The sequence below is a fragment of the Streptomyces sp. NPDC025638 genome (assembly GCF_055558775.1).
This window is the reverse complement of the sequence record NZ_JBVHLX010000009.1, coordinates 105,484-128,973: the sequence shown is the minus strand read 5'-3', so window position 1 is coordinate 128,973 and position 23,490 is coordinate 105,484. Positions and strand designations below refer to the sequence as shown.

24 protein-coding genes and 4 pseudogenes are annotated in these 23,490 nt (G+C 70.2%); 19 read left to right on the top strand and 9 right to left on the bottom strand.

Annotation, left to right across the window (positions count from 1 at the left end; translation table 11 throughout):
- Positions 1 to 220: 220 nt before the first annotated feature.
- Positions 221 to 820 carry an acyltransferase gene (locus ACZ4EG_RS23765; RefSeq protein WP_467792142.1) on the bottom strand — a complete coding sequence of 200 codons (600 nt, stop codon included), beginning with the start codon at positions 818 to 820 and terminating at the stop codon, positions 221 to 223.
- Positions 821 to 865: 45 nt separating this feature from the next.
- A pseudogene (locus ACZ4EG_RS23760) lies at positions 866 to 958 on the bottom strand (sugar phosphate nucleotidyltransferase); the annotation flags it as partial.
- Between the two features lie 155 nt (positions 959 to 1,113).
- Here ACZ4EG_RS23760 and ACZ4EG_RS23755 point away from each other — a divergent pair.
- Positions 1,114 to 1,560 (top strand): annotated as a pseudogene (locus tag ACZ4EG_RS23755) (SDR family oxidoreductase); the annotation flags it as partial.
- Here ACZ4EG_RS23755 and ACZ4EG_RS23750 read toward each other — a convergent pair.
- Complete coding sequence (locus ACZ4EG_RS23750) at positions 1,561 to 1,731, bottom strand: hypothetical protein (protein WP_467791983.1); 171 nt, start codon at positions 1,729 to 1,731, stop codon at positions 1,561 to 1,563.
- 959 nt (positions 1,732 to 2,690) lie between these two features.
- Between ACZ4EG_RS23750 and ACZ4EG_RS23745 the strand changes: the two genes are divergently transcribed.
- The 5 genes from ACZ4EG_RS23745 (at position 2,691) to ACZ4EG_RS23725 (ending at position 8,371) form a co-directional block, all read left to right on the top strand.
- Positions 2,691 to 3,713 (top strand): glycoside hydrolase family 3 N-terminal domain-containing protein, encoded by a 1,023-nt coding sequence (locus ACZ4EG_RS23745; protein WP_467791982.1) that lies wholly within the window; start codon positions 2,691 to 2,693, stop codon positions 3,711 to 3,713.
- A 606-nt stretch (positions 3,714 to 4,319) separates the two neighbouring features.
- Positions 4,320 to 4,913 (top strand): hypothetical protein, encoded by a 594-nt coding sequence (locus tag ACZ4EG_RS23740; RefSeq protein WP_467791981.1) that lies wholly within the window; start codon positions 4,320 to 4,322, stop codon positions 4,911 to 4,913.
- Positions 4,914 to 5,039: 126 nt separating this feature from the next.
- On the top strand, positions 5,040 to 5,486 hold the full coding sequence (locus ACZ4EG_RS23735) for a DUF1153 domain-containing protein (RefSeq protein WP_467791980.1): 447 nt from the start codon (positions 5,040 to 5,042) through the stop codon (positions 5,484 to 5,486).
- 98 nt (positions 5,487 to 5,584) lie between these two features.
- Positions 5,585 to 6,160 (top strand): hypothetical protein, encoded by a 576-nt coding sequence (locus ACZ4EG_RS23730; protein WP_467791979.1) that lies wholly within the window; start codon positions 5,585 to 5,587, stop codon positions 6,158 to 6,160.
- A 132-nt stretch (positions 6,161 to 6,292) separates the two neighbouring features.
- Positions 6,293 to 8,371: a protein kinase domain-containing protein gene (locus ACZ4EG_RS23725; RefSeq protein ID WP_467791978.1), complete on the top strand. Its 2,079-nt coding sequence runs from the start codon at positions 6,293 to 6,295 to the stop codon at positions 8,369 to 8,371.
- Positions 8,372 to 8,432: 61 nt separating this feature from the next.
- Here the strand turns inward: ACZ4EG_RS23725 and ACZ4EG_RS23720 are convergent, their stop codons facing one another.
- Positions 8,433 to 9,005, bottom strand: a complete 573-nt coding sequence (locus ACZ4EG_RS23720; RefSeq protein ID WP_467791977.1) for a dihydrofolate reductase family protein — start codon at positions 9,003 to 9,005, stop codon at positions 8,433 to 8,435.
- A 176-nt stretch (positions 9,006 to 9,181) separates the two neighbouring features.
- Between ACZ4EG_RS23720 and ACZ4EG_RS23715 the strand changes: the two genes are divergently transcribed.
- Positions 9,182 to 10,123: an ADP-ribosylglycohydrolase family protein gene (locus ACZ4EG_RS23715; protein ID WP_467791976.1), complete on the top strand. Its 942-nt coding sequence runs from the start codon at positions 9,182 to 9,184 to the stop codon at positions 10,121 to 10,123.
- Positions 10,124 to 10,198: 75 nt separating this feature from the next.
- Here ACZ4EG_RS23715 and ACZ4EG_RS23710 read toward each other — a convergent pair whose 3' ends face one another.
- The gene (locus ACZ4EG_RS23710) at positions 10,199 to 10,603 is read right to left on the bottom strand and encodes a hypothetical protein (protein ID WP_467791975.1); all 405 of its coding nucleotides are present in this window, start codon (positions 10,601 to 10,603) and stop codon (positions 10,199 to 10,201) included.
- Positions 10,604 to 10,704: 101 nt separating this feature from the next.
- Between ACZ4EG_RS23710 and ACZ4EG_RS23705 the strand changes: the two genes are divergently transcribed.
- A complete protein-coding gene (locus tag ACZ4EG_RS23705) occupies positions 10,705 to 11,106 on the top strand; it encodes a hypothetical protein (protein ID WP_467791974.1) in 402 nt (133 codons plus the stop codon).
- Positions 11,107 to 11,231: 125 nt separating this feature from the next.
- On the opposite strand, the gene ACZ4EG_RS23700 is transcribed toward ACZ4EG_RS23705, so the two are convergent.
- Positions 11,232 to 11,525 carry a hypothetical protein gene (locus ACZ4EG_RS23700; RefSeq protein ID WP_453549105.1) on the bottom strand — a complete coding sequence of 98 codons (294 nt, stop codon included), beginning with the start codon at positions 11,523 to 11,525 and terminating at the stop codon, positions 11,232 to 11,234.
- A 165-nt stretch (positions 11,526 to 11,690) separates the two neighbouring features.
- Entirely contained in the window at positions 11,691 to 12,494 is an 804-nt protein-coding gene (locus tag ACZ4EG_RS23695) for an SDR family NAD(P)-dependent oxidoreductase (protein WP_467791973.1), read from the bottom strand.
- Positions 12,495 to 12,582: 88 nt separating this feature from the next.
- Here ACZ4EG_RS23695 and ACZ4EG_RS23690 point away from each other — a divergent pair, with 88 nt between their 5' ends.
- Positions 12,583 to 13,197, top strand: coding sequence for a TetR/AcrR family transcriptional regulator (locus tag ACZ4EG_RS23690; RefSeq protein ID WP_467791972.1), 615 nt, complete (start codon positions 12,583 to 12,585; stop codon positions 13,195 to 13,197).
- 84 nt (positions 13,198 to 13,281) lie between these two features.
- On the opposite strand, the gene ACZ4EG_RS23685 is transcribed toward ACZ4EG_RS23690, so the two are convergent.
- Positions 13,282 to 14,169, bottom strand: a complete 888-nt coding sequence (locus ACZ4EG_RS23685; protein WP_467791971.1) for a hypothetical protein — start codon at positions 14,167 to 14,169, stop codon at positions 13,282 to 13,284.
- A gap of 473 nt (positions 14,170 to 14,642) precedes the next feature.
- On the opposite strand from ACZ4EG_RS23685, the gene ACZ4EG_RS23680 reads away from it, so the two are divergent.
- The 3 genes from ACZ4EG_RS23680 to ACZ4EG_RS23670 are packed head-to-tail and all read left to right on the top strand — an operon-like array spanning position 14,643 to position 18,077.
- On the top strand, positions 14,643 to 15,764 hold the full coding sequence (locus ACZ4EG_RS23680) for an RNA polymerase sigma factor (protein ID WP_467791970.1): 1,122 nt from the start codon (positions 14,643 to 14,645) through the stop codon (positions 15,762 to 15,764).
- A gap of 4 nt (positions 15,765 to 15,768) precedes the next feature.
- Positions 15,769 to 17,052, top strand: a complete 1,284-nt coding sequence (locus ACZ4EG_RS23675) for a CHAT domain-containing protein (protein WP_453549117.1) — start codon at positions 15,769 to 15,771, stop codon at positions 17,050 to 17,052.
- Positions 17,049 to 18,077, top strand: coding sequence for a hypothetical protein (locus tag ACZ4EG_RS23670; RefSeq protein WP_467791969.1), 1,029 nt, complete (start codon positions 17,049 to 17,051; stop codon positions 18,075 to 18,077). Before ACZ4EG_RS23675 ends, ACZ4EG_RS23670 begins: the two co-directional genes overlap by 4 nt.
- A 10-nt stretch (positions 18,078 to 18,087) precedes the next feature.
- Here the strand turns inward: ACZ4EG_RS23670 and ACZ4EG_RS23665 are convergent.
- Positions 18,088 to 18,513 (bottom strand): annotated as a pseudogene (locus tag ACZ4EG_RS23665) (HAD-IA family hydrolase); the annotation flags it as partial.
- 383 nt (positions 18,514 to 18,896) lie between these two features.
- On the opposite strand from ACZ4EG_RS23665, the gene ACZ4EG_RS23660 reads away from it, so the two are divergent.
- From ACZ4EG_RS23660 to ACZ4EG_RS23630, 7 genes and pseudogenes are all read left to right on the top strand, one after another.
- Positions 18,897 to 20,309: a S28 family serine protease gene (locus ACZ4EG_RS23660; RefSeq protein ID WP_467791968.1), complete on the top strand. Its 1,413-nt coding sequence runs from the start codon at positions 18,897 to 18,899 to the stop codon at positions 20,307 to 20,309.
- A complete protein-coding gene (locus tag ACZ4EG_RS23655) occupies positions 20,306 to 20,857 on the top strand; it encodes a DUF6434 domain-containing protein (protein WP_467791967.1) in 552 nt (183 codons plus the stop codon). The genes ACZ4EG_RS23660 and ACZ4EG_RS23655 overlap by 4 nt, the downstream gene beginning before the upstream one ends.
- A 183-nt stretch (positions 20,858 to 21,040) precedes the next feature.
- On the top strand, positions 21,041 to 21,493 hold the full coding sequence (locus ACZ4EG_RS23650) for a DUF3995 domain-containing protein (protein ID WP_467791966.1): 453 nt from the start codon (positions 21,041 to 21,043) through the stop codon (positions 21,491 to 21,493).
- Positions 21,474 to 21,995, top strand: coding sequence for an RNA polymerase sigma factor (locus tag ACZ4EG_RS23645; RefSeq protein ID WP_453549126.1), 522 nt, complete (start codon positions 21,474 to 21,476; stop codon positions 21,993 to 21,995). Before ACZ4EG_RS23650 ends, ACZ4EG_RS23645 begins: the two co-directional genes overlap by 20 nt.
- Positions 21,992 to 22,444, top strand: coding sequence for a hypothetical protein (locus tag ACZ4EG_RS23640; protein ID WP_467791965.1), 453 nt, complete (start codon positions 21,992 to 21,994; stop codon positions 22,442 to 22,444). The genes ACZ4EG_RS23645 and ACZ4EG_RS23640 overlap by 4 nt, the downstream gene beginning before the upstream one ends.
- 78 nt (positions 22,445 to 22,522) lie before the next feature.
- A complete protein-coding gene (locus ACZ4EG_RS23635; RefSeq protein ID WP_467791964.1) occupies positions 22,523 to 23,047 on the top strand; it encodes an amidohydrolase family protein in 525 nt (174 codons plus the stop codon).
- Positions 23,044 to 23,328: pseudogene (locus ACZ4EG_RS23630) on the top strand (amidohydrolase family protein); the annotation flags it as partial. The gene ACZ4EG_RS23635 and the pseudogene ACZ4EG_RS23630, both read left to right, overlap by 4 nt.
- Positions 23,329 to 23,490: the final 162 nt, after the last annotated feature.

Sequence of the window (23,490 nt, the reverse complement as noted above, 5' to 3'; positions counted from 1 at the left end):
CAGGCTTGTGATCGCCGCGTCGTGGACGGCCGCGCGGCGAAAGGTCGACGTCAGGCGTCGGAGCGGTTGTCACTCCTGGCCTCAGGCACAGGTGTCCCCACCCGGCAACCCCCCCTGGGCACGACCGGTTTGCGTGCTCACTGTGCTAGGTCTGCACAGTTCGCACACATGTTATGCATGCGGATGTTCGAGGAGTGGCGTTTTGGGAGAAATCAGGGAGTCATACGCGCTCGACGAGTTCGCCGCCCTTCTCGTCGTACAGCGCGCCCGTCTCGGGGCACTCCCATGCGCCCAACTCGCCCTCCCGCTCGACCAGTCGGGCGCCGGCCCGGCCGACCCAGCCGATCCGGCGCGCCGGAACACCCGCCACGAGCGCGAAGTCCGGCACGTCCCGGGTCACCACCGCACCCGCCGCGACCAGCGCCCAACGACCGACGCGCACCGGCGCCACACACACCGAACGGGCCCCCAGCGATGCCCCCTCGGCCACCTCCACCGCCACGGCCTCCCAGTCGCCACCGCGCTTCAGCCGGCCCTGCGGGTCCACCGAGCGGGGGAAGTAGTCGTTGGTGAGCACCGCGGCCGGGCCGACGAACACCCCGTCACCGAGCACGGCGGGCTCGTAGACCAGGGCGTAGTTCTGGAGCTTCACGTTGTCGCCGATCCGCACTCCCGGGCCGACATACGCTCCCCGGCCCACGATGCATCCGCTGCCGAGGCGGGCGTCCTCCCGTATCTGAGCCAGATCCCAGACCGTCGTCCCGTCACCGATCGCGGCGCTCTCGTCGACCTGGGCGGTCGGCTGGATCCTGAAGCTCATCGGGCTGAACCTTTCTTCGCGCCAGTCGTCGGCGATCGAGGTGGAGGAGCCCACGACCGGTACATGTTGTTTCGCCGATGTATGGGTGATGGGGCGCAAACGGGTACCCGAGCCACCAGACAACAGGAGTGCCTTCACGAGATCACCCTACTTACGGGGGACTCGTGGACGAAGAGCTTCCGTGCACGTACGGTCGGTTCCGGACAGTCACGGGCAGCGTTGCGCGCACTGTGCACCGAAACCAATTTCATGCGACATATGGTGCGCGGCGCCCAGTGGGTCTTCCGCTGACCGTGCTGATCAGCGTCGGCGGGCCTCTGGCGGGTACGTCGGACACCATCGACGACGATCAGTGGCACGCCGCCTTCGAGTCGGTCTTCCTCGGTGCGGTGCGGCTGTCCCGCACCGTCGCGGCGGAGCTGGGCGAGAGCGCCGTCATCGGCTTCGTCCTCTCCAGCTCCGTGTACAAGCCGATTCCCGGCCTCGCGATCTCCAATGCCTTGCGGCCGGGCTTGGCCGGTTATGTGAAGAATCTGGCGAATGAGCTGGGTTCGAGAGGTATACGTGTCGTCGGCCTCGTGCCTGCCCATATCGAAACCGACCGGGTGTGCGAACTCGACGCGTGCAGTGGCGACCCCGATGCCGCCAGGGCCCGGGCGACCGCCGACGTACCTCCGCGTCGCTACGGAACCCCGGACGAGTTCGCCCGGAGCGCCGCCTTCCTGCTGTCTGCCGCGTGACTAGCGGACGATGCGCACAACCGCTCCGTCTGCGGGGTTCCCGTACTTCGAGATCAGTTGCTCGTCGCTCATGCGGTCGACTTCTTCGTTCCGCGTGACGGGAAAGATCACGTGGGTGTCCTTGTCCGTCCAGTACTCGACGACGCGGTGTGTGGCGGTGGCTCGGCTCATGGGGGGCTCCCTTGCGACGCGTGGGGTTCAGGTTGCGTCTGCGAAGGTTGAGGGTCAAGAGGAAAGGGGGCTTCCGTTTCGGTTGTCGGAGGCGTAGGTTCCGCTTACCCCGCGTCGGCGCCTTGCGAGGTGCCGGCCCGCCGGTCCCGGGATGGCGGGCCACGCGGGGGCCAAGCGCATGGCCACCGGCGAGGGCTCGGAGACGTGCCGCGCCTGGGCGGCAGGCAGACGCCGCGCCTCCCACAGGTGTGCCGCCGCGTCCACGGCCTGAGGGGTCGGAGACGCCGGCATCTCAGACAGGAAGACGCCGGTCAGGGCGGCCAGTTCGAGGGCGTCGGTCTCCAACAGGGCGGCGAGATTCGTCACCAGGCGGGGCGTCAGCTCCTTGTGGCCCGAGCCGATCACGCCGTACGTGGCAAGGCGGAACGCCGTTCCTCTTGCGGCGGTGACCAGATGACCTGCCGGAGCTCCCGCTGTCCCGCCGCCGAAAGGTGCACCGCATCCGTCACGACGTGCGGCACCCACCGTGCGGCCTGATCTCCACTCCCTGGACGCGGAGTTGGCCAAAGCCGTACTACCGGAGCTCCCGCACCGACGTGGCCCGTGCGACATCCCTGTGCCGCATGCGCCAAGTCCGCGACCTCAGAGGCGAACGCGCTCGGATGGATGTACGTTTAGTCGTAGTGGCTGCGTGACCGCCGTGGGCGGCCGGGCAAGGGGCGCCCGGTTCGTGATCGGCGTACCGGAAGGGGCTCCGCATGAGACCGCGGCAGGCACCATCCCATGGTCCGAGAGGGAAGAGGGCGGTCTGGCCTGTCCCGCTGCTGTCGCTTGCGCTGGCGGGCGCAAGCCTGGGCGGCGGTTACCCCTCGCACGCTGCGGTCGTATCGGAGGCACCCGCTTCGACGACGAGGAGTACGACGGCGACGGCGACCTGCGTCGATAAGGTCTTCGGGGCAATGACCGGGCCGCAAAGAGTCGGCCAGCTCTTCATGGGCGCCGTCGCCGCCTCGAACCCCGACCAGAACCGGATCCAGGTTCTGCGCCAGTACCACGTCGGGTCGGTCTTCCTGGCCGGACGGAGTACGGCCGGTACGAAGGCGACCAAGACCCTGGTCGACGGTCTTCAGGCGAAGGCCGACACCGTGTCGGGGCACCGCGTGGGCCTGCTGGTGTCCACCGACCAGGAGGGCGGCAAGGTGCAAGTGCTGTCCGGCCCCGGGTTCTCGACCATGCCGAGCGCACTGGTGCAGGGAACCTGGTCGACCTCGAAGCTCCGTACCGAGGCCACCACATGGGCGAAGCAGCTCAAGTCGGCCGGTGTGAATCTGAACCTCGCGCCCGTCGCCGATGTCGTCCCGGCCAGCCTGGGCAGGAACAACGCACCGATCGGCCGGTACGACCGCGAGTTCGGCCACACAGCCGCGACGGTGACCCCCCACAGCGACGCGTTCGCCGCCGGTTTCGCCCAAGCCAACGTACTGGCCACGCTCAAGCACTTCCCGGGACTCGGCTACGTCCGCGGCAACACCGACACCACGGCGAACGTGGTGGACTCGGTGACGACGAACAAGAGTTCGAGCATCATCCCGTTCAGCTCGGGAATCAAGGCGGGCGCACCCTTCGTCATGATCTCTCTGGCCACGTACAGCAAGATCGACCCGAAGCATCAGGCCGTGTTCTCCCCCACGGTGATCCAGGGACTGCTCCGCAAGACACTCGGCTTCAAGGGCGTGGTGATCTCGGACGACCTCGGGAACGCGGTGGCGGTGAAGGCAGTGTCCCCGGCCAACCGCGCCCTGAACTTCCTGTCGTCCGGCGGAGACCTGGTCCTGACCGTCGAACCGAACCTGGTCCCGGCCATGGCCAAGGCCGTACAGATCCGGATGGCGAAGGACGCGACCTTCCGTGCGCAGGTTGACCAGAGCGTCCACCGCATCCTGGCCGCCAAGCAGAAGGCGGGCTTGCTGTACTGCGGCTGACAGCGGCGGTTGCCGAGAGCCGGTCGGTCGAGTCGGCCAGGCGGGTCAGCTCTTCGGCGGGATTGCCGAGGAGATCCTCATAGGCAAGCGTGGTGCGCCGGCCTACGGGCAGTTGGCTGAGGAACTCCGTTCCCTCGGTGACGAGTTCGGACCACAGAGCGCCGAACATCCTCAGGGGGAGGTCCCGGTCGCGTACGAGCGCGGGATCAAAACGCTCGTCGAGCAGCGGCGACAGATCGCCGGGCAGGGCGGGAACACCGGTGGTCTCCGCTGAGTACCTGCCAGGGCGGCGCGTGTAGAGGAACTCCGGCATCGGCAGCCCGCTGCGGATCATCCGCTCGAAGTGCGGGGCGGGCCGGAAGAGCCACTGCCAGAACTCTTCACCGGTCACGATCTCCTCCGCAGCTTCGTGATACTCAGGACCGAACCCCAGCTACCGCGGGCTTTTACCCGATCGATCCCGTGCGGTCAAGTCACGACTCATCGGAACGTGACCGCGTGACGCCGATGGGGCGTACTTGAAGTGCGGTCCTCACCGGAGAGGAAATCCGGAAAGGAAATCCGCAAAGGAATGACAAGAGCGCCTTAATCGGTAGGAGAGAAATTATGACCTGCATTTTTCACACGCAGAACAACGGCCGTCCCAAGCGCCGGGGCTTCCGCCTCGCGGCGTTCGTCGCCTCGGCCGCGGTGATCACCGGGGGCATCGTCCTTCCGGCGTCCGCCGCGACCGCCGCCCCGATGCCCGCCACGGGCGTCGTGAGCTTCGTCCACGGCGGCGGTGCCGGCGGTGCCGGCGGTGACGGGGGCGGCGGCCTGATCGGCGGCGGCGGTGGCTCCGGCGGCTCCGGAGGCGGCAGCGTCCTGGGTGTCGGCGGCAACGGCGGCAACGGGGGCAATGGCGGCAACGGCATCCTGGCCGGTGGTGGCGGCGGCGGCGGTGGCGGCGGTGGCGACGGTGTCATCGGCGGCAACGGCGGCAAGGGCGGCAACGGCGGCACCGGTCTGTTCGGCGGCAACGGCGGCGGCGGTGGCGGCGGTGGCGACGGTGTCATCGGCGGCAACGGCGGCAAGGGCGGCAACGGAGGATTCGGCATCTTCCAGGGCGGCAATGGCGGCAAGGGCGGCGCCGGTGGGTTCGGCGTTCTGTTCGGCGGCCAGGGCGGCGGCGGCGGCGCCGGGGGCGGCAGCATCTTCTGACCGCTCCACCCGGTGGGGCGGGGGCTCGTACGGCCTCCGCCCCCATTGATCAACGCGAGCGGAGTCGGGCAAGCCGACGCAGCGCCCGCAGAACCACATCCTCGCTCAAGGAAAACGGAGAACCCCATGTCCAGAATTCGCTGGCGGCGGCCGCTCGTGCTGGCAGTGGCCTCGGTGGCCCTCGCCACCGGCACCGCGTGTGCCGCCCAGGCGTCGCCGGGTCTCACCCCGGGCGTCAGCCAGGTGGCCCCGGCCGACCATGCCCACTGCGGCCAGGGCGGGGAGGGCGGCAAGGGCGGAAAGGGCGGTGCGCCCGGTGAGCCGGGGGAGCCGGGCAAGCCCGGCGGGCGCGGCTGCTTCACGCTCGGCGACCTGCCCGACAAACCCAAGTCCGAGCTCACGGCCGTGGACAAGCTACGGATCGTGCTGATCGTGGAGTCCGGGCACGCGAAGAAGTCCGACGTCGCAAAGAAGTACAAGATCTCGGAGAAGGAGATCGACACCTGGGTCAAGCAGGTCCGCGACGGTGACTGGACCGCACTGCTGAATCTGAATTCCCTCTTCGGCTCCTGAGAGGCACACCGGACGCCCCGACTCGATGCGGGTCGGGGCGTTCCTGTCAAATCCCGAATTCTCGTAACGGAAAACAATTCTTCGAAAAGGGAAACATCATGCGTGTGCATTCTTGGAAGGCCCGTCTCGGACTCACCGTCTCCACGGCCCTGACCGCCGGTCTGGCGGCCGGAGCGATGGCGCCGACCGCGATGGCGGCACCGATGCCGCAGAGCCATACGGCCACGACGGCTGCCGCCGGCCAGCTTCCGGCCGAAGGCACCCAGCCGGGTGGCGGGCAGTTCGGCAGCGGGTCGTTCGGCTCCGTCACCGTGGGCAACGGCAGCCTGCGCATCGGCGACCAGGTGTGTGCGGGCAACTGCAACGGGACCGTCAACGGGAGCAACGGCGGCAAGGGCGGTATCTGTGCCGGGCTGTGCGAGGGCAGCGCCAACGGCGGCACCGGCACGACCGGCGCACCGGGCCGTGAGGGCGGCATCGGGGGCAAGGGTGGCATCTGTGCCGGGATCTGCGGCGGCAGCGCGAACGGCGGCACCGGCGGGACGGGCGGGGTCGCGGTGGGCACCGGCGACGGCGGCAAGGGCGGTAAGGGCGGCACCGGAGGGATCTGCCTCGGCCTCGGCTGCGAGACCGGCGGCGCGGGCGGCAAGGGCGGCACCGGCGGCAGCGGTTGACACCCGTCGCCACGGGCCGACAAGGTGGCCGGGATTGGGGAGTTTTGCGGCTGATGGCAGGCCGCTCGGCGGGCACCGGGGGCGGGGCAAGAAGCTCCCGAAGCCACGCAGGAGGAGCGAGATGGGGGAGTCATGAGGCCGCTCGAAGCGGGTGATCCCGCCTCTGTCGGGGAGGGCAAGTACCGGCTGGTCGGCAGGCTCGGCCAAGGCGGGATGGGCGTCGTCTACTTCGGCCGGTCGCGGTCGGGTCGGGCGGTGGCCGTGAAGGTCGTACGGCCGGAGTTGAGCACGGAACCGGGCTTTCGGCGCAGGTTCGCCGACGAAGTGGCCGCGGCTCGTCGCGTCGGCGGCTTTCATACCGCGCCTGTCGTGGACGCCGACCCGGAGGGCGAGCCGGCCTGGCTGGTGACGGCCTTCGTGCCCGGACCCACGCTGCAGGCCGTGCTCGACCGGGTGGGTCCCCTGCCCGTGGACACGCTCACCGTGCTGGCCGCCGGCCTCGCCGAGGCGTTGGGGGCGATTCACCAGGCCGGGGTCATCCACCGCGACCTGAAGCCCGCCAACATCATCATCGCGGAGGACGGCCCCCGAGTCATCGACTTCGGCATCGCGCGGGCCCTCGACGGTACGGCCCTCACACAGACCGGGTTCCAGATCGGCACCCCCGGCTTCCTCGCGCCGGAGCAGCTCACCGGCGGCACGCTCACTCCCGCGGTGGACATGTTCGCCCTGGGTGTGGTGCTCGGCCAGGCGGCGGGCGGCGCTCCCTTCGGCGACGGGGCGTCGGCGGCCCGGCACTATCGCGTCGTCCACGAGCAACCGGACCTCACGGGAGTCCCCGGCCAACTGCGCGGGCTCGTCGCGGCCTGCCTGGCCAAGGACCCACGGGAGCGGCCCAGTCCGGCGGAGTTCCTGAATCACCTGACGGTCCACCATCCGTCGGACGGCGTCTGGCTGCCCGCGGAGGCGACCGCGCTCGTACGGGGCCAGGACCCGGCGGCGTACGTCGCACCGCCGGATCGCCCGACAGTCGCGCCCACCGACCCGCGCACGACCATGGCTGCCCCACCGACGGTTGCCGAGGGGACGGCCGTGGCCTCCCACCCCCGGACCGTCCAGCCGCCGCCCGGCCCCGGCTTCGGGCCCGCGCCCACCTTCAGACCTGACCCTGCACCGCCGACCGGCGGCCCCGTCCCGCCCGGCAGGCCCGGCCCGGTGGGCGGTGTCGAGGAGCGGCGCGGCCGCCGCGGGACGGTCGTCGCCGTGGCGGCGCTGCTGGCCGCGGCGGCCACCGCGGGCCTGCTCGTGTGGCAGCCCTGGGCCGGTTCCGGCAAGAGCGGCGACCATGCCAAGGGTGGTTCGTCGCCCCGACGATCGACCCCCGCGGCGTTTCCCGACGCCCCGCTGCTCGTCCGGCTGGACACGGCCCCCGGATCGTCGACGTCGACATGCCACAGCGTGATCGGCCGCCGCGACTCCACCACGGACAACCCCAAACAGCTGATCGACGGCGCATGCGACGTCCTCCCGCAGTGGTCCCCCGACCACAAGTCGATCGCGTTCACACGCAAGATCGGGCAGGAATCGGCTGTCTGGACGGCGAACGCGGACGGCACCGGCGTCCGCCGTATCGCCGCCATCTCGGGCGGCCGGGTGTCCTGGTCCCCGGACGGCAGACAACTGGCCGTCCTGCGCCGGCAGGACGGCGTGCAGCAACTGTTCGTCGTGAACGTCTCGGACGGCTCCGCCCAGCAACTGACCACCGGCACCGGGAAGGTGGAGGACCCGGCGTGGTCCCCCGACGGCAAGCACATCGCCGTCTGTCTGCAGAAGACGTCGGGCTGGCAGATCCACCTCGTCGATCCGTCGCAGCCGGGCAGCGAACCCCAGCAGGTGACCCACCAGTCCCGGCGGGCGCTCGACCCCGTCTGGTCCCCGGACGGCAAGTACTTCGCCTACACCGCCGGGGCGCCCGGCGTGGGGACAGGGGGAGACATCCACATCATCAGGACCGACGGCACGGGCGACAGGGCACTGGTGGAGACCTCCGCCCAGGAGATGGACCCGGTCTGGTCACCGGACGGCAAGTGGGTGGCCTTCGTCCGCGGGCCCTTCGACCAACCGGCCGTCTGGGCCATCCGCACCGACGGTACGGGCGACCGCAAGCTCACCACCGGCAGTACGCCGGAGGGCCACCCTTCCTGGCGCTGAGCCACGGGGCACGGTCACGGGCGTCGGCGCTTGTCAGTGCACGACTGTCAGTGCACGACTGTCAGTGCACGACGTCGAAGACCTGCTTCTGCAGGCCGTTGGCGTAGGCGTCGTGCTCGACCAGCTTCAGCTTCTGGGTGTCCTTGTCCGCGGTGCTGAACAGACGCTTGCCCGCGCCGAGCAGCAGCGGGAAGACCAGCAGGTGGTAGCGGTCGATCAGGCCCGCGTCCGAGAGACTGTGGTTCAGGGAGGCGCTGCCGTGGACGATGATCGGGCCTCCGTCGGTCTGCTTCAGGGCGGCGACCTGGTCGATCGAGCGCAGGATCGTGGTCTCGCCCCAGTTCGAGACGAGGTCGGCGTCGGTCAGGGTGGTGGAGACGACGTACTTCGGCATCGTCTTGTAGTCGGCGAATTCCTCCATGTCCGGCCACACCGGGCTGAACGCCTGGTAGCTGACCCGGCCCAGCAAGATCGCGGTGGCTTCCTTCTGCTCCCGCCCCTTGATTTCGAACGCCTCGGGGAGGAACTCGACGTCCTTGAAGGTCCATCCGGCGTTCCGGTAACCGGCTTCGCCGCCCGGCGCCTCGACGACGCCGTCGAGCGAGATGAAGGCAGTGCTGATCAGAGTACGCATCCTGGCTTCCTTGAGGTCTTGTGTCCGGATTTTCTGGTGCAGTCCGCTGACCGGGCGGTGCCTGCGGCACGCTCCCAGCATCGGTCCGACAAGAAAATTTGTCAAGGAAAACTGAGTTGTCGGATGGTGGGGAATCCGGGTGCACGGGGGGCGGGGGCGCTGGCAGCATGCAGCCCATGATCTTTTCCGATGCCGCCCGTGATTCCCTGGAGGGCCTGGCCCTCGGGGACGCTTTCGGGGAGCGCTGGTTTCCGCGCTTCCGTCCCGCTCCGGAGGCTTTCGAGGCGATCCAGGAGCGCCGGACGCCAGAGGAGTCGGCGTGGCACTGGACCGACGACACGGCAATGGCGCTCTCGGTCTGCCGAGTCCTGGAGACGCACGGCGCGGTTCACCAGGACGACCTGGCGGCGACGTTCGCCGCGACCTACCTTGCCGACGCCGCCCGCGGCTACGGATACGGCATGCATGAACTGCTGCCCAAGCTCGCTGAACGGCCGTCGAGTTGGCGTGTCCACACGCGCGGCCTGTTCGGCGGCCAGGGCAGTCTCGGCAACGGGGCGGCGATGCGGGTGGCGCCGTTGGGCGCGTGGTTCTGCGACGACCTGGAGGAAGCAGCCGAGCAGGCCGCGTTCTCCGCCGAGGTCACACACGCCCACCCGGAGGGTGTCGCGGGCGCGGTGGCCGTGGCAGTGGCGTCCGCCCTGGCCGCGCGCAGCCGGAACCAGCCTGCGCCGCAGGGGCCGGAGCTGCTGCGGCAGGTCGCCGAGCGCACGCCCGCGGGGCCGGTCCGCGACGGCCTGCAGGAGGCGGTCGGTGTGCCCGCGGCCACGCCCCCGTGGCAGGCCGCCGACATCCTGGGCAACGGTCAGCGGATCCGGGCGAGCGACACCGTACCGTTCGCGCTGTGGTCCGCCGCCCGGCACCTCGACAGTCTCGTCGACGCGTTGTGGACCACCGCGGAAGGGTTTGGCGACGTCGACACCACCTGCGCCATCACCGGCGGCACGGTCGCGGCACGGACCGGCCTGACCGGGATCCCCAGGACGTGGCTGGAGCGTCGCGAAGCACTGCCCGATTGGGTCGGCAACGTGGAACGCGGAACGGGCTCAGCGGGATGAGGTGAGGTGGGCCGGAGGCGGTGCGAGGTGCGCGGTGGGCCGAGGAGCGATGGGCGCTGGGCGATGGGCGCTGGGTCAGACGGGTGTGAGTCCGATCTGGGCGCAGCCCTGGCGCAGTGTGTCGGGCCGAAGGCGTCGGCGGGGGAGACGACTCCGGGGGTGAAGCCGGTTCTGGTGGCGAGCCGGTCGGCGGCCCAGGCCATGAGTTCGCCGGTGAGGTCGTGGATTGCCGGGGCCTTCGAGGTGGACTTCGGCGAGCGGCGCGGTGCCGGGGGCGCCCGAGGCCACGGCGACGACGTGGGTGCGGGTCCTTGCGCGTTCCGCGGCGTCCGGTCCGCCGGGTGGGCCGATGAAGGGACGGGTCAGTGTGTCGATGAGCCGGCGGCCGGTGGGATGCCGTGCCGCCGCGGTGCCGGCGAGTGCGGACAGCACGGTGGCGGGGCGGCTGAGCGGCGGGAACCAGCCGTTGTAGACGGTCACGGGGTCGAGCCGGGGGAATGCCTCGGGAAGGAAGAGAACCTCGGTGCCGGAGACGAGGAAGGCATTCTTCCGCCGGTCCCCGACGCTGAAGGTGTGGGTGTGTGCCGCGGTGCGTTCGTCAACGGGCGCTCGACTCGCTGATCGAGTTCTGGGTGCGCTACTTCTACGAGCATCCGCGTGAACGCGCCCTGACCGCGGCGGCCAACCTCGAACCCGACCCGACCGCGCCCGCGGCCGTCCGCGCGGCGGTCAATCGCCATTACCTCGCGGTCGTGCGCTCCCTCTTCGACAAAGGAGCCGCGGCAGGGTGGCTCGACGACGGCGCCGACACCGAGGCCCTGCTCTCACTGATGCTGTTTCTGCTCCCTCACCTGGCGCTCGCGCCGCACGTGCAGGGACTGGATCCGGTCCTGGGCATGGACGGGGCCGACGCCGACCATGCGGTTGCCGCGGCCCAACGGCTGCTGTCGACCCTCCTGCAGCCGTACCGGACCAACGGCTGATCCACCCCCTGGCCGCATGAGCCCGGGAGCAACTCCTCGAACTGGCCGGGCGTGGGGCGATCGGTGCCGAAGCAATGCATGGTCCGTGTGCGGCAACCCCTCGTCACGGAGCAGACGCCCGCCGGTCACTCGCCGTCGATGTTCGGCCGGACCTCGACGATGGCGTCGGCTTCCTCCACCTCGCCCACCTCGTCGCGCCAGAGACAGACCCGTACGTGCTTCGCTCGGTGAAGGCCGCGCGCCTTCCACTCGCTCATCAGGTCGGCGACGACGAGCGAGAGGGCGTACTGAGGGCCCTCGCTCGAATCGTCGGCGGTGATCGTGCCCTGCCACCGTTCGGGTTCGCTGCCGTAGGGGCGCCATCCCTCCGAGCCGTGCGGCTCGAACACCCGGTACGCCCAGTCCGTCTCGGTGCCCATAGCACCGATCGTGTCACTCAAGAGCGTCGTGCGCCGTATCGGATCGATGCCCACGACCGAGCGGCATGAGAAGCGGCCGCCGGTCGTCGGCCGACTCACTCGGACAGGGGGCGACACGGTCGCTCTCGACGTCCGTATGCGCGCGTCCGAGGGCGTACGCCCGCGTCACGTCCCCTCGGCGGTGAGGCGGCCGACGGCCCGGATGATCTGCCGCCGGGTGGCCAGCCGGCAGGCGAGGAAGGCCATCACCCGGTTCATGCGTCCCGCGATGACGCTGGGCGGCGGGTTCCTGCGGTCGAGGGCGGCCAACGCGGTGCGGACGACGTCGACGGGCGAGGCGAGCCTGGTCCCGCCGGCGGCCCGTTCGGTGCCGACGACGTCGAAGAACTCGGTCCGGGTGGCACCGGGGGACAGGGCCAGCACCCGCAGACCGGTGCCGCGGGACTCCTCCCACAGCGCCTCGGTGAGGCTCATTACGAACGCCTTGGTCGCCCCGTAGAGCGCCATACGGGGGTTGGGCTGGGAGGCGGCCATGCTCGCCACGTTGACCAGCACCCCGCGGCCCGCCGTCCGCAGCTGCCCGATGAGGGCGCGGCTGATGTCCGCCACCGCGGTCACATCGACGGCGATCTCGCGCCGTAGCCGTTCGGGATTCGCCTCGTGGAAGGGGCTGAAGCCGGCGAACCCGGCGTTGTTGATCACGCTGGTGACGTGCAGGCCGAGCCGCCCCAGCTGCTCGGCCAGCGCCTGCCCGGGGTTGCCGGTGGCGAGGTCCATCGCCAGCACGTGCACCTGGATCCCGTAACGTGCGCGCAATTCGGCGGCCAGCTCCTCCAGGCGTTCCTTGCGGCGGGCGACCAGCACCAGGTCGGAGCCCCGGGTGGCAAGTTGGCGGGCGAACTCGGCGCCGAGGCCTGCGCTGGCACCGGTGATCAGGGTGGTTTGGCCTTCGTAGTCGACCGCTGTCATGATGCCCTCCTTATTGCAGTCACTGCCTACCTGGCAGTCAATGCCAAATAGGCGGCTGCTGTCCAGAGGGACGGTAGCCTTGGGCCTCATGACGACCTTGTGGGACCGAACGCGGCAGGCCGCCGTCCAGGCGATCCTGGACACGGCGCTGCGGCTGTTCGCCGAGCAGGGCTACGAGCAGACGACGATCGCGCAGATCGCACGCGAGGCGGGGATCTCGCAGCGCTCCCTGTTCCGCTACTTCGGGACCAAGGAAGATCTGGTCTGCGGGGACCAGGAGGCGCTGGGTGAGCTGCTGAAACAGACGGTGGAGCGGCAGTCGGCGGAGGTGTCCCCCTGGGATGCCCTGCGGGCCGGATTCGAGGTCGTCCTCACCGCCAACCACACCCCGGAGCGGGTGCTGGAGCTGTCCCGGCTGATCTTCGCGACCCCCTCGCTGCGCGCCCGCTACGTCGAGAAGCGGCTGCGCTGGCAGGCCGACCTCGTCCCGGTCGTCCAGGCCCGCCTGGGCCCCGGTCCCGGCCCCGACCAGGCTGCCGGCGGGGCGCGTGGACCGGCCGTCGACCCACGCGCCAAGGCGATCGTCGCGACCGTCTTCGCCTGCGTCGACACGGCCACCGAGCTCTGGGCCGAGCACGACGGACGGCTCGACCTCGCGGATCTCTACGACCAATGCCTCGCGGCGGTGCGGGACAGCGGCTGAGGCGCGCATCCGCTTGCCTGCTTGCGGGGAAGGGGTCGCTGAGTCCGTACGGGATGGGGCCGAGACCGGTCGCCGACTGCCGTCTTACGGGCGCCAGTCCGCCTCCAGGTCATGGGAGTCGGTCTTGGTGAGCTGGGTCAGTCCGGTGCCGTCGGCCCGTACCAGGTAGAGGTGCTCGGGGTCCGCGTCGTCGGCACCGCCTCTGGTGAAGACCAGGCGGCTGCCGTCGGGGGACCAGGAGGGGTTCTTGTCATTGAGTCGGGCGGCGGTGATGCGGTGCAGTCCGGTGCCGTCGGGGCGGACGAGGTAGAGGCGGGCGAAGCCCGAGGAGTCCACACGGCTGAAGGCGATCCGGTTGTTGCGCGACCAGTCGGGCGTCCAGTCGTGGGAGCCGGCCCCGGTGATGGCCTTCTGCGCCAGGGTGGACAGCCGGATCCGCATCACCCTGCTGTGTCCGGCCGCGTCCGCGCGGTTGAAGGCCAGGTACTTGCCGTCCGGGGACCAGGTCGGATGGAGGTCGTCCGCGGCGGTGTGGGTGAGCCGGGTGGCCGGGGTGCCGTCGACGTCGGCCACATAGATCTCGCGCTGGGTGCCGACGGGCTTGGCGTAGGCGATCCGCTTGCCGTCCGGGGACCACGCCGGGTCGGAGGCGCCCTTGGTACCCGGGACGGCCTTCAGGTCGCCGCCGGCGCTCTTCATCGTCCAGATGCCGTCGATGGCGCCACCGGATCCGTAGCGGACGAAGGCCACCCGCTTGCCGTCCGGAGACCAACTGGGCATCACATCGCTGATGGTGGAGGTGTGGGTGAGCTGGACGGGCGTGCCGCCACCGGGGGAGATCGCGTAGAGGTCTTCGACGGGCGCTGTTGCGGTGTAGCGGGCGAAGACGATCGGGTGGTCCCCGGCCGCCCCCGCGTCTCCTGCGGCCCCGAGGGTCAGCGGCACGGCCATGACGAGCGCCGTGGCGCTCACCGCCGCCCGGCGCCGCGTTGTGCCGAATGTGCCGGTCCTGCGAACTCTCCGAGCGCTGTTGGCGGTTCTGCCGTTGTCGGTGCCGTGCTGTTGGCGCGTCAAGGTGTCCACCCCGTTTTCTCCCGGCGACCCGCTGAGGGCCGCTTCGGCCGGTAAAGATCCCATCCGGTGGGGCTCCGGGGGAAGCGACGGCACCTGTCGGTACGAGCCCTGTGACATGTTCCGTACCTCGCTGTCACATGTGATGCGGTGCGGACGCGCGGTGGCCGTGGATCAGGGTGCACGGCGGCCTGCGCACCTGTACCCCCGGTAGGCCGGTCGCGTGCCGCAACCTTCTGGCACTCGCCCCTCGCCCGGCTGATCACCGTGACCGAACTGCGTGAGTCGGGAGTTCATCTGATTCTGGCGTGCGGAGCTGAACCGACCCCGTGCTGGGCGTACGATTACTGACCGTACACGGAGGGGTGGGGCCCATGGACCGTGCAGCTGTCGGGGTGTTGGTCGAGGCCGCCGCCGATGGTGACAAGGCGGCGTGGGACGCGCTCGTGGAGGAGTTCAGCCCGCTGGTGTGGGCCGTCGTACGCGGGCATGGGCTCTCGGACGCCGACTGCGATGAGGTCTACCTGGAGGTCTGGTTCCGCTTCGTCGTAACTTTGAAGGACTTCCCTGAACCGGAGGGGGCCGGGGTCTGGTTCGCGGGCACCGCGCGCCAAGAATCCCTGGAAGCGCTGAAGAGCCCAAGGCGTGACGACCCCAGGTTGCGCGACCGGATGACCGGGGATCGCGTCCCCGAGGAAGCGCGGCCCGGTTTGGCATCAAGTGCTGCCGAGGCTGATCGCATCAGGATCCTGTGGGAGGAGTTCGAGCAACTCGGGCCGCGGTGCAGGCAGTTGCTGCGCATTCTGATGACCTCCCCGCCGCCCAGCTATGCAGAAGTGTCCGCCGCGACAGGCCTCGCGGTGGGCAGCATCGGGCCGATGCGTCAGCGGTGTCTACGCCGCCTTCGAGCGCGCGTCGATGCGCGGTGGGACAGCGTTGCCGGTCGCAATGGCGGCAGTGGCGCTGTCGATTCTGGACAGTCTGCGCGTCCCAGTGGCTGTCCGCATGGCCCTGAGACGGTGGCTCAGGACCCGATTGACGTCATGACGGGCGGCACCGCCCATCCCTCTCCGGTCACAGATGGCGACGGGGTGTTTGCCGATCCGTCGGCCCTGCCGGGCTGTCAGGTTCACTTGACGCTGCTGGATGAGGTTCCCCGCGCCGGGGTATCCGTGCGTCTGGCTGTGCAACTTGTGGCCGAGGCCGCGCATCCCTGGGCCCGCCCGGGTGCCCGACCCACACTGGACGTCGTGGCGAAGCCGATGAGTGCCGCGGAGGTTGTGCCGGCCACGATGTCGTACGGCTCTGGGACCGTTGATTCCGTGCAGTTCCGTGTCACGGCTGCGGAATCCGGCACGCACCGGATCCGGTTCACCTTTCTGCACCACGACACGGGTATCGTCCTGCAGCAGGTGGAGACGGACCTTGACATCGCGCCTCGTGAACCCACTGGGTCGGGGAAGCCATGGTCGAGGCCGGGCAGGGGGAGGTCCTGACCCAGTGCCCCGCACCTTGACCACCCGGGTCGTCCAGGACCCCAGCGACGGTTTCCGCTTCGTGCCGCACCTGGAGACGAAGCCGCCCGATCTCCGTGTCAGCTTCGATGTCCTCGGCGGCGGGCGGATTCGGGCCCGGATGTCGGGCGCGTCCGTTCCGGCGCTCCAGGGCACCGAGCACAAGACCGACCTGAGTGTCCGGCCCGATGAGGTCCACAGCGCGGCGGCCCGACTGTGCGCCCGCTGGAAGGAGACATTCGTTGATTTCCAACCGGTCGACGATCAAGGCCGGACTCTGCGGGACCGGCGGCGCCCGTATGCAACAGTCGCCGACCTCAGTGCCGAACCAGAGGATGAACTGCGCCGGGCAGTGGCCCATCTGGCCCGCGGCGGGGAATCTCTGCTGTTCGACGTTCTGTTGCGCGGAGACGACGCATGCACTGAGATGTTCCGCACGTATCTGCGGTCGGCCCTGTCCCGCGAGGGGTTAAGGGTGAGGTTCGACTCCGATCTGCATCTGCCCTGGCCCATGCTCTGTGTGGCCGATGATTCCACCACGTCCGCGGCGCCTTTGAACGTTCTGTTCGCCGGTTTCCTCGGCCATCGGCATCAGATCGAGCACACGGGCGACGCGTATGCGTGGATCGGGCCGCCCCGTACGGCATCGCAGCGGCCCATGGTCAGCCTGAACCATGATGTCCGCGTGGGCCGCACCACCCGGGCGGACGAGGTCGCGAAGGCATTGACGGAGGGCACGACATGCATCGTGCGGACGACCTACGAGGATCTGGTCCGCGACTTCGGGACCCCGGATCTGGACGAGCAGTTGATGTACTTCTGGTGCCATGGCGAGTTCATCGGCAACGCGCCCGAACCCCACGTCCTGGCAATCAGGCTCACGGACGGTATCCCTTTCGACGGCCACACCGTACGCGAACTGCGGGCACGTCACCGGCACGGCAGTTTCCGGCCGCTTGTTCTACTGAATGCCTGTCATGCCGGAGTCTCCGGGGCGAGCACGGACCGCGCGTTCCTCGGACGCATGCTTATCGAGCACGGTGCGCAGGGTGTGATCGGGCCTCAGATCTCGATGCCGCAGGCGTTTGCCGCCGAGTATGCGCTTGAGTTCATTACGCGATATCTGCGTGGCGAGGCGACCGCCGGCCAAATCGCATACGAACTGGCCCGGCACTTCGCCACCCGGTACCGCAACCCTCTTGGTTTCGCCTACGCACTGCATTGCGGCATGGACGCCACTCTGGAACGGACGAGCGGAGGTGAGACATGAGCCGTGTCGCCGAGATCGAGACCGTCGACCTGGACGAGACCGGCTGGCTGCTCGACGCGGGTTCCGGTGAGCCAGTACCCGAGCACCGGCTGCGCGAGTACTTCGCGGAGCGTCTCGCCCCGCCCGACTGGGCGACGGACATCCTGGTCTACGTCCACGGCTGGCAGACCTCCCCTCGTTCTGCCCGCCGCACCGCCGAACGGCTGTTGACCTTGGCGCGCGGCAACCTGGCGGCGGCCCCGGCCCGGTATCCGGCCCTGTCGGCCGAGGGCTTCAGCCCATGGTGCGTCGCGGTGCGCTGGCCATCGTCCAGTCCGGTCACCCCTGCCGGCTACCGCAGGATCCGGGATCGGGCGCACGCAATGGGTGCACGCGACGGGGGCGGACATGCCGCGCACGTCCTGGGCGGGCTCCTCGGCTATCTGAACGCCGAGCGCGCCGATCCTGAGGAGGCGCCCATGCTGGCCAACCGCGACGGGCAGTACCTCCACCTTGTCGGGCACTCCTTCGGTTGCCGGTTCCTGTGCGAGGCGGTGCAGTGGGCGGCGGACGCTCGGCTCGACGACACACTCGATTGGAGCGCGGCGAGCCACTCACCTTCCCACCCGTTCACTGCGGACAGCATGTTGTTGTTCCAGATGGCCGCACGGCGCGACGCGTTCCTCTCGCTCTTCCGGAACATCCTGCCGAGTGAGGGGCACGACGGAGCTCCTCTGAGGGGCCCCGTCGTCGCCACGTACTCCCGCCACGACCGGGCGACGGGGTTCTGGCATCTGCGCGCCGAGCGCCAGCCCGGCATCGGGCACTCCGGGATTGGTACGGCACCCACGCCTGTCTTCACCACACGTCTGCTGCCGCTCGACGAGCGGTACCCGCTCACGGCGCTCGACCACCGCTTCGTCAACGTCGACGCCTCCGACGTGTACGTCCGTGGTCGCCGCCTCAATCCGGCGGGGGCTCACTCCGACCATGTGCGCGCGGAGTCGGCCCACCTACTGCTCACCCTCGCGGACTACTCACGCTGACCGGCGCCGGTCAGGAACGCACGCTCCTCCGCGGCTCCAGAGCCCAGGGACCAGCATCCAGATGAGCTGCGATCCACGTGATGGTGTGGGCGTTTGTCTCGAACAGGTGCCCCTGCATGCCCGCTGCCTGGGCGGCCTCAACGTTGACTGCGGAGTCGTCGATGAAGAGACAGTGCTCCGGCCGCACCTCCAAGCCGGCGCAGACAGCGTCAAAGGCACGTAGATCTGGCTTCTCGATTCCGATCTCGTATGAGTACACGATCTGATCGGCCAGTTCGTCGAAGTGGTACAGGGTCGTCTCTCGCTCCCGGGCACCGACGAAGCTGTTGCTCAGGATGCCCAGCCGACAGCTGCCTTGCAGTCCTCGCACGTAGGCGATGAGTTCCTCGTTCGGCGTCCCCAGATGGTCCGCCCACAGAGCGTACATGAACGCCTCGGGCTCCTTCGGCTCGGCCGGCGACAGCGGCGTCGCTGAGGCTGCCGCACAGCCTGGCTGTGGTGCGGGGGCGTGGCGTTAGCCGCCGATGCCCGTCGGCTGGGCACGAGCACGGCCTCTGGGACTGGATTCCGGAGGTGTCCCATTCCATCAGTTCGGCGATCTTTTCGGGCTCACCGGCGCTTTTCCGGCCAGGCTGCGGGAGCGGACCGGGGAGGTGATCGCGGGGTCTCCCCCGTCCGGGGGAGACCGTCCCCCCGCGCGCGGGATCATGCCGCGGCTCCCGGCGGCTGTACTGGAACGGTCAGCCACTCAGGGAAGAGACCGCTGCGCCGCTCCGGGTCCGGTGCCGTCGCGGTGGTCGTTGCTCAGGAGGAATCACGATGCACATGTGGACGAGACGGCGTCTGCTGACCTCGGCGGCCATGACGGCGGGCCTCGCCGTCACGGCTGCCGCACCCGCAGCGGCCGTAGTGGGGCACCGGACCCACCTCGGCGACGACGACATCCTGGCGGTTCTGCAGGCCCTGCCCGGGCTGCGGGTGATCGAGGAACGGCAGGGCGCCGAGCCCGGGTACCGTTTCTTCGTCCTCGGCCTGCGCCAGCCGGCCGACCACATGAACCCCGCTGCCGGGACCTTCGAGCAGCGCCTGACCCTGCTGCACACCTCCGTCGACCGCCCCACCGTCCTGTTCAGCACGGGCTACGAGGCGGTACTCACGCCCCGGCGGGCCGAACCGACCGTGCTGCTGGGCGGCAACCAACTCCAGGTCGAGCACCGCTTCTTCGGCACCTCGCGCCCGGCGAACGCCGACCACTCCCTGCTGACCATCCGCCAGGCAGCCGACGACCACCACCGCGTCGTCCGCCTCTTCCGCCGGCTCTACCGCGGCGCGTGGATCTCCACCGGCAGCAGCAAGGGCGGCATGACCAGCGTCTACCACCGCCGCTTCCACCCCCACGACGTGGACGGCACCGTGGCCTATTCCGCCCCGAACAACGTCGACGACCGGGACAACACCGCGTACCTGCGGTTCCTGGAGAGCGTGGGTACCGCCGACTGCCGCGAGGCCCTGCGGACCGTGCAGCGACAGGCCCTGCTGCGCCGCACCGAGCTGGTCGCCCGCTATGAGGCCTGGGCCGCCGCCGGCAACACCGCGTTCCGCATCGTCGGCAGCGCCGACAAGGCCCTCGAAATCGCCGTCCTGCGCACCCCGTTCATGTTCTGGCAGCGCAACACCGCCGCGGACCTCGCCTCCATCCCCGGCCTGGACGCCCACACCGACGAGCTGTACGCGTGGCTGGACGACATCACGGGCCTGCCCCTCTATGCCGACGCTGCCCTGCAGCACTACGTCCCGTACTTCTACCAACTCGGCACCCAGCTCGGATACCTCGCCTTCCCCACCCGCCATCTGTTCGACCTCCTGCGGTACCCGAACGCCGTCGAGCCCCGTACATTCGTCCCGCGCGACATCCCGATGCGCTTCGACCGCGACGCCATGCCGGACATCGACCGCTGGGTCCGCCGTCACGGCAGCCGTCTGCTCTTCGTCAACGGCGCCCAGGACCCCTCCGTCGCCGAGCCCTTCCGGCCCGGCACCCGCGACTCCCGCATCCTGTGGGCTCCCGACGCCAACCACAGCACCGCGATCGCCGAGCTGTCCCCCGCCGACCGTGCAGAGGCCGTCGGCATGCTCACCCGCTGGGCAGAGAGCCCGCAACTGGCCCGGTCGATGCCAGGGGCGAGGGTGTCAGGCCGTCCTGGAGGGGGGCGTCGAGACGCGGCAGAATGACGGGCGCGAACGAGAAGGGGAACACCACTGCGGCGGCTGTCGAGTTCAGGCCGCTCCTGACGGCCCACCTCACCGGCGCCGAACTGCTGTGCTGGTACTGGACGTTGGACGAGCTCACCGGTTTCGCCCGCACGATGGGCGTCGCGCGGTACGGCGGCAAGGCAGCGCTCACCGCCCGGCTCGCCGCGGCCCTGGACGACCTGCCGCTGCCGGCCGCCCCGGCCCGCCGTCGCCCGGCGACCGCGCAGTTGGCCGAGCCCGTCAACGGCGACACCGTGCTCCCGCCCGGCCAGCGGTGCGGCCAGGTCCTGCGGAGGTACTTCGTCGAGGTGATCGGCCCCGGCTTTCACTTCGACGCCTTCATGCGCGAGTTCATCGCTCAGAATCCTGGCCGGACCCTGGCGGAGGCGGTTGCCCACTGGCACGCCACCCGCCCGGACGCGGCCCGGCCCCGCGAGATCGAGGAGCAGTTCGAGTTCAACCGCTTCACCAGCGCCTGGCACCGCCGGCACCCGGCCGGCACCCGCGTCCAGGCTCTCGAAGCCTGATACGCCCACCGCGCACTACCCAAACCCCCCAGCGACGGCTGAGTGCACTCAGCCGCAGAGTGGGGCAGGGGCCGAGTGGGTGGGGTCGCGGGCCTCGGAAGAATTCGCGTACACCATGGAACGTTTCGCGTGGCGGGCTCCTCTGGTGGGTGACGGATTCCCAGAGTCACCACAGGAGGACCCATGTCGTACCGGCCCGACACCCCCGCCCCCACCCGCGCCGCCGCGCTCGTCACCTCGGTGCTCACCGTGGACGCCCTGCTGCACCTGTACTGGACTACGGGCGCCACCTGGCCCGCGGCCGACGACGGGAGCCTGTCCCAAGCTGTTCTCGGTACGGACGTGCCATTCACACCGCCGATCCTGCTTCCTCTCGTCGCCCTCCTCCTCACCGCCGCCGCCTTGGTCCGCGCCCACTCCCGCCGCCCCCGCCACCTGATCCTCCGTCTCGGCACCCTGACCGTGGCCGCGGGCCTCTCGCTGCGCGCCCTCGCGGGGATCTACTGGCTCTTCGCCAAGGAGACCGGCACCGTCTTCTACTGGCTCAACCTCGCGCTCTACACCCCGCTGTGCGCGGTCCTGGCCGTGGCCGCACTGCGCGTGGCGCGGTGGAAGGATGAGGCCCGTGCCCGATGAGCGACCCGACGACCGAACCGTCCGGCTCGTGCGAGCCGCCCAGCGCGGCGACACCCTCGCCATGGCCGAACTCCTGGACCTGCTCGCCCCGTTCGTGGTCCGTGTCTGCACGCCCATCGCCCTGGACCAGGGGCCGGACGCGGCACAGGAGGCCCTGGTCGCGGTCTTCAAGTCGCTGCGCACCCTGAAGAAACCGGCCGCCCTGCACGGCTGGGTCCGTGCCATCGCCGTGCGCGAGGCGGTCCGCACCGCGCACCGCGCCGCCCGCACGGTACCGGCCGACCTCAGCGCGCTCCCCAGCCGCGGCGACCCCCAACTCGGCGCCGACATCAGGGACGTACTGGCGCGACTCTCACCCGAGCACCGTGCGGTGCTGATGCTGCGTGACATGGAGGGTCTGGACGAGCGCACCGCCGCCGCCCTGCTCGGTGTGCGCACGGGCACCGTCAAGTCGCGGCTGCACCGGGCCCGCGACACCTTCCGGAAGGCGTGGACGTCATGAACGAAGTCTGGCCCACCACCGACCTCGACCCCGTACGCCGTCTGCACGCCCTCGCCGCCGGCATCCGCGGCGCCCACGTGACCGAGGCGCACGTCGACGCACCCTTCGAGCAGGTCTGGTCCTTGCTGGGAGACCTTGAGGGTGGGTTCGGACAGGTCGTGACCAACATGGAGCGGCTGCGCGTGGTCCGCCGACAGGGCGAACGCGTCGAGGCGCTGGCACGCAGCAGGTACGGAATGCGGGCCCGGCTACGCGGAGTCCAGCGGCCGGGCTGGTGCTGGCTGCAGAGCCGGTTCCTGCTGATCGGCGTGGCGGCCACGCCCGACGGCCCTGGCACACGGGTCGCGTTCACCGGGGGCGTGCGGCTGCCGTCCCGCACCGCCCTGATCCCCCTGGGCGTACGGCGTGAGGGCCGCCGCAGTGTGGAGAAACTGACGACCTTGCTGTGAGCGGGCGTCCCGTGGAGGAACGCTCGGCGCTTGGCTCCGGAGATCCAGCCGCGCTCCGCCAGTCAAGGGGAGAAGACGATGACTGACCACGGAGCCGATGCGCTGATCCGGGCCGGCGCGGTGCACACGCTGGTGCCCTGCCGGATGCCGCAGTCCACCAGGCCCGCACCACACCGACTGGCAGGAGCTCAACCTGGCCGAGCGGCGCCTGCCCACCGCGGTCGAACTGGACCAGGCCACCGACCGGCACCCAAGCGCGGCGGCCACAACGACGTCGTCAACACCCACGCGCTGCGCCTGGCGGGCAACACCGAGGACACCCCCGTACCGCCGGGCGGAGTCATCGGTCGTGACGCCGACGGCCGCCTCGACGGACGACTGGTCGACAACGCCCTGCACCTGGTGGAGCGCCTGCTCCCCGCCCCGGACCGGGCCCGGCGCATCGACGGACTGCGCCTGGCCGGCAGCCAGTACGCCGCCACCGGCATCGGTGCCGTGCGCGACTGCATGGTCACCCCCGACGACTACGCCGTACTGCCGGCCCCGCGCGAGGCGGGGCGCTGCACACCCGGGTACGGGCCCTGGTCCCGGCGCTCGGCATGACCGGCAAGGCGCAGGTGGCGGACTTGCTCGCCGCGATGGAGGACTGGCGCTACGGCTCCGACCCGTGGCTGCGGGTGTGGGAAGTGAAGTTCGGCCTCGACGGCGGCCTGGAGGCCGGGGCCACCGAGGAGCCGTACGCCTGCGACCATGCCTTCTCCGGCACGCTGATCTGGGAACCCGACGCACTGGTCGAGGCGGTCGAGGCCGTGGTCCGGCGCGGCTGGCGGGTCGGCACCCACGCCTACGGCGACCGCGCGCTCCGCGTCCTCCTGGACGTCTACGAACACGTCCTTCGGCGCAACCCCGGCCTGCCCGCCGGCACGCTGGTGATGGAGCACGGCGGCCTGGCAGGCCCCAACAGCGCGCCCGCGCCGTCGCCCTGGGCATCCCCGTCACCATCCAGCAGCCACTGCCGCACGACACCGCCGAAGTGGAGGAAGGTT